Consider the following 267-nt stretch of genomic DNA (forward strand, 5'->3'; position numbering starts at 1 on the left):
TACCTACCTGAACCATTAAAGCATCGTGGATTTGATGTGTACTTTGTACCAGAAACCCTTTTTTTGGGGGATTTAGGTTTGTGGGGGATGTTATTGGGTGTGGCGGCTACAGTGATAGCGGCGTTTACTGTATTTGGTAGCTTTCTTCTCCAATCAGGCGGAGGCCATGCACTGCTTAACCTTGCTCTGAGGGTCGGTGGTCGATCACGTGGCGGAGCCGCAAAAATAGCGACCATAGCGTCGGGCTTATTTGGTATGGTGTCTGGT

1 protein-coding gene is annotated in these 267 nt (G+C 49.4%); it reads left to right on the forward strand.

All coding sequences use genetic code 11. From position 1 onward, the window contains the following. Window positions 1-267: TRAP transporter large permease subunit (locus Q4528_RS14100; protein ID WP_303522233.1), on the forward strand; the 267-nt coding region annotated here is incomplete at both ends.

It is taken from the genome of Staphylococcus pasteuri (genome assembly GCF_030547725.1).
Taxonomy (GTDB): Bacteria; Bacillota; Bacilli; order Staphylococcales; family Staphylococcaceae; genus Staphylococcus; species Staphylococcus pasteuri.